We start from the raw sequence: 5,017 nt of genomic DNA, 5'->3' as shown, positions 1-5,017 counted from the left end.
TGACAAAGACCTTTGAAAACTGAACAAGACGAACCAATGTGCAGGGCACTACAACTAATGTTGTAGTACTGAACAATGAAAAAACAATAAATCTGTCAGTGACAGAAATGAGTGAGAACTCAAACTTTTAATGAGAGTTTGATCCTGGCTCAGGACGAACGCTGGCGGCGTGCCTAATACATGCAAGTAGAACGCTGAAGGAGGAGCTTGCTTCTCCGGATGAGTTGCGAACGGGTGAGTAACGCGTAGGTAACCTGCCTGGTAGCGGGGGATAACTATTGGAAACGATAGCTAATACCGCATAAGAGTAGATGTTGCATGACATTTGCTTAAAAGGTGCAATTGCATCACTACCAGATGGACCTGCGTTGTATTAGCTAGTTGGTGGGGTAACGGCTCACCAAGGCGACGATACATAGCCGACCTGAGAGGGTGATCGGCCACACTGGGACTGAGACACGGCCCAGACTCCTACGGGAGGCAGCAGTAGGGAATCTTCGGCAATGGACGGAAGTCTGACCGAGCAACGCCGCGTGAGTGAAGAAGGTTTTCGGATCGTAAAGCTCTGTTGTAAGAGAAGAACGAGTGTGAGAGTGGAAAGTTCACACTGTGACGGTATCTTACCAGAAAGGGACGGCTAACTACGTGCCAGCAGCCGCGGTAATACGTAGGTCCCGAGCGTTGTCCGGATTTATTGGGCGTAAAGCGAGCGCAGGCGGTTAGATAAGTCTGAAGTTAAAGGCTGTGGCTTAACCATAGTACGCTTTGGAAACTGTTTAACTTGAGTGCAAGAGGGGAGAGTGGAATTCCATGTGTAGCGGTGAAATGCGTAGATATATGGAGGAACACCGGTGGCGAAAGCGGCTCTCTGGCTTGTAACTGACGCTGAGGCTCGAAAGCGTGGGGAGCAAACAGGATTAGATACCCTGGTAGTCCACGCCGTAAACGATGAGTGCTAGGTGTTAGACCCTTTCCGGGGTTTAGTGCCGCAGCTAACGCATTAAGCACTCCGCCTGGGGAGTACGACCGCAAGGTTGAAACTCAAAGGAATTGACGGGGGCCCGCACAAGCGGTGGAGCATGTGGTTTAATTCGAAGCAACGCGAAGAACCTTACCAGGTCTTGACATCCCTCTGACCGCTCTAGAGATAGAGTTTTCCTTCGGGACAGAGGTGACAGGTGGTGCATGGTTGTCGTCAGCTCGTGTCGTGAGATGTTGGGTTAAGTCCCGCAACGAGCGCAACCCCTATTGTTAGTTGCCATCATTCAGTTGGGCACTCTAGCGAGACTGCCGGTAATAAACCGGAGGAAGGTGGGGATGACGTCAAATCATCATGCCCCTTATGACCTGGGCTACACACGTGCTACAATGGCTGGTACAACGAGTCGCAAGCCGGTGACGGCAAGCTAATCTCTTAAAGCCAGTCTCAGTTCGGATTGTAGGCTGCAACTCGCCTACATGAAGTCGGAATCGCTAGTAATCGCGGATCAGCACGCCGCGGTGAATACGTTCCCGGGCCTTGTACACACCGCCCGTCACACCACGAGAGTTTGTAACACCCGAAGTCGGTGAGGTAACCGTAAGGAGCCAGCCGCCTAAGGTGGGATAGATGATTGGGGTGAAGTCGTAACAAGGTAGCCGTATCGGAAGGTGCGGCTGGATCACCTCCTTTCTAAGGATAAGGAACTGCGCATTGGTCTTGTTTAGTCTTGAGAGGTCTTGTGGGGCCTTAGCTCAGCTGGGAGAGCGCCTGCTTTGCACGCAGGAGGTCAGCGGTTCGATCCCGCTAGGCTCCATTGGTGAGAGATCACCAAGTAATGCACATTGAAAATTGAATATCTATATCAAATAGTAACAAGAAAATAAACCGAAAACGCTGTAGTATTAATAAGAGTTTATGACTGAAAGGTCAGAAAAAATAAGGTTAAGTTAATAAGGGCGCACGGTGGATGCCTTGGCACTAGGAGCCGAAGAAGGACGTGACAAACGACGATATGCCTTGGGTAGCTGTAAGTAAGCGATGATCCAGGGATTTCCGAATGGGGGAACCCAACAGGTACTACCTGTTACCCACATCTGTTAAGGATGTGAGGAGGAAGACGCAGTGAACTGAAACATCTAAGTAGCTGCAGGAAGAGAAAGCAAAAGCGATTGCCTTAGTAGCGGCGAGCGAAACGGCAGAAGGGCAAACCGAAGAGTTTACTCTTCGGGGTTGTAGGACTGCAATGTGGACTCAAAGATTATAGAAGAATGATTTGGGAAGATCAGCCAAAGAGAGTAATAGCCTCGTATTTAAAATAGTCTTTGTACCTAGCAGTATCCTGAGTACGGCGGGACACGTGAAATCCCGTCGGAATCTGGGAGGACCATCTCCCAACCCTAAATACTCCCTAGTGACCGATAGTGAACCAGTACCGTGAGGGAAAGGTGAAAAGCACCCCGGGAGGGGAGTGAAATAGAACCTGAAACCGTGTGCCTACAACAAGTTCGAGCCCGTTAATGGGTGAGAGCGTGCCTTTTGTAGAATGAACCGGCGAGTTACGTTATGATGCGAGGTTAAGTTGAAGAGACGGAGCCGTAGGGAAACCGAGTCTGAATAGGGCGCCTTAGTATCATGACGTAGACCCGAAACCATGTGACCTACCCATGAGCAGGTTGAAGGTGCGGTAAGACGCACTGGAGGACCGAACCAGGGCACGTTGAAAAGTGCTTGGATGACTTGTGGGTAGCGGAGAAATTCCAAACGAACTTGGAGATAGCTGGTTCTCTCCGAAATAGCTTTAGGGCTAGCGTCGACATTAGAGATTCTTGGAGGTAGAGCACTGTTTGGGTGAGGGGTCCATCCCGGATTACCAATCTCAGATAAACTCCGAATGCCAATGAATTATGGTCGGCAGTCAGACTGCGAGTGCTAAGATCCGTAGTCGAAAGGGAAACAGCCCAGACCACCAGCTAAGGTCCCAAAATAATTGTTAAGTGGAAAAGGATGTGGGATTGCACAGACAACTAGGATGTTAGCTTAGAAGCAGCTATTCATTCAAAGAGTGCGTAATAGCTCACTAGTCGAGTGACCCTGCGCCGAAAATGTACCGGGGCTAAAACAATTTACCGAAGCTGTGGATACCTTTATAGGTATGGTAGGAGAGCGTTCTATGTGTGATGAAGGTGTACCGTGAGGAGTGCTGGAACGCATAGAAGTGAGAATGCCGGTATGAGTAGCGAAAGACAGGTGAGAATCCTGTCCACCGTAAGACTAAGGTTTCCAGGGGAAGGCTCGTCCGCCCTGGGTTAGTCGGGACCTAAGGAGAGACCGAAAGGTGTATCCGATGGACAACAGGTTGATATTCCTGTACTAGAGTATGTAGTGATGGAGGGACGCAGTAGGCTAACTAAAGCAGACGATTGGAAGAGTCTGTCTAAGCAGTGAGGTGTGAACTGAGTCAAATGCTTAGTTCTATAACATTGAGCTGTGATGGGGAGCGAAGTTTAGTAGCGAAGTTAGTGACGTCACACTGCCAAGAAAAGCTTCTAGCGTTTAAACATACTCTACCCGTACCGCAAACCGACACAGGTAGTCGAGGCGAGTAGCCTCAGGTGAGCGAGAGAACTCTCGTTAAGGAACTCGGCAAAATGACCCCGTAACTTCGGGAGAAGGGGTGCTGACTTTACGTCAGCCGCAGTGAATAGGCCCAAGCAACTGTTTATCAAAAACACAGCTCTCTGCTAAATCGTAAGATGATGTATAGGGGGTGACGCCTGCCCGGTGCTGGAAGGTTAAGAGGAGTGCTTAGCGTAAGCGAAGGTATGAATTGAAGCCCCAGTAAACGGCGGCCGTAACTATAACGGTCCTAAGGTAGCGAAATTCCTTGTCGGGTAAGTTCCGACCCGCACGAAAGGCGTAATGATTTGGGCACTGTCTCAACGAGAGACTCGGTGAAATTTTAGTACCTGTGAAGATGCAGGTTACCCGCGACAGGACGGAAAGACCCCATGGAGCTTTACTGCAGTTTGATATTGAGTGTCTGTACCACATGTACAGGATAGGTAGGAGTCTATGAGATCGGGACGCCAGTTTCGAAGGAGACGTTGTTGGGATACTACCCTTGTGTTATGGCCACTCTAACCCGGATAGGTGATCCCTATCGGAGACAGTGTCTGACGGGCAGTTTGACTGGGGCGGTCGCCTCCTAAAAGGTAACGGAGGCGCCCAAAGGTTCCCTCAGAATGGTTGGAAATCATTCGCAGAGTGTAAAGGTATAAGGGAGCTTGACTGCGAGAGCTACAACTCGAGCAGGGACGAAAGTCGGGCTTAGTGATCCGGTGGTTCCGTATGGAAGGGCCATCGCTCAACGGATAAAAGCTACCCTGGGGATAACAGGCTTATCTCCCCCAAGAGTTCACATCGACGGGGAGGTTTGGCACCTCGATGTCGGCTCGTCGCATCCTGGGGCTGTAGTCGGTCCCAAGGGTTGGGCTGTTCGCCCATTAAAGCGGCACGCGAGCTGGGTTCAGAACGTCGTGAGACAGTTCGGTCCCTATCCGTCGCGGGCGTAGGAAATTTGAGAGGATCTGCTCCTAGTACGAGAGGACCAGAGTGGACTTACCGCTGGTGTACCAGTTGTCTTGCCAAAGGCATCGCTGGGTAGCTATGTAGGGAAGGGATAAACGCTGAAAGCATCTAAGTGTGAAACCCACCTCAAGATGAGATTTCCCATGATTTTATATCAGTAAGAGCCCTGAGAGATGATCAGGTAGATAGGTTAGAAGTGGAAGTGTGGCGACACATGTAGCGGACTAATACTAATAGCTCGAGGACTTATCCAAAGTAACTGAGAATATGAAAGCGAACGGTTTTCTTGGTTTGAATAGATATTCAATTTTGAGTAGGTATTACTCAGAGTTAAGTGACGATAGCCTAGGAGATACACCTGTACCCATGCCGAACACAGAAGTTAAGCCCTAGAACGCCGGAAGTAGTTGGGGGTTGCCCCCTGTGAGATATGGAAGTCGCTTAGCT

At 49.9% G+C, this 5,017-nt stretch carries 1 tRNA gene and 3 rRNA genes; all 4 read left to right on the top strand.

Features of this window, described 5'->3' with window-relative positions:
• The first annotated feature begins 126 nt into the window (after positions 1-126).
• The 4 genes from N8O80_RS09470 (at position 127) to rrf (ending at position 5,016) form a co-directional block, all read left to right on the top strand.
• A 16S ribosomal RNA gene (locus N8O80_RS09470) occupies positions 127-1,672 on the top strand.
• Between the two features lie 51 nt (positions 1,673-1,723).
• Positions 1,724-1,796: transfer RNA gene (locus N8O80_RS09465), tRNA-Ala, on the top strand.
• A gap of 126 nt (positions 1,797-1,922) precedes the next feature.
• Positions 1,923-4,824 (top strand): 23S ribosomal RNA (locus N8O80_RS09460).
• Between the two features lie 76 nt (positions 4,825-4,900).
• Positions 4,901-5,016, top strand: a 5S ribosomal RNA gene (rrf, locus tag N8O80_RS09455).
• The 16S, 23S and 5S rRNA genes sit together here with 1 tRNA gene alongside, the layout of an rRNA operon.
• Position 5,017 lies beyond the last annotated feature (1 nt).

The sequence above is a fragment of the Streptococcus mitis genome (assembly GCF_946190155.1).
GTDB lineage: Bacteria > Bacillota > Bacilli > Lactobacillales > Streptococcaceae > Streptococcus > Streptococcus mitis_CL.
The sequence above is the reverse complement of the archived record's forward strand: the minus strand, read 5'-3'. Positions and strand labels throughout refer to the sequence as shown.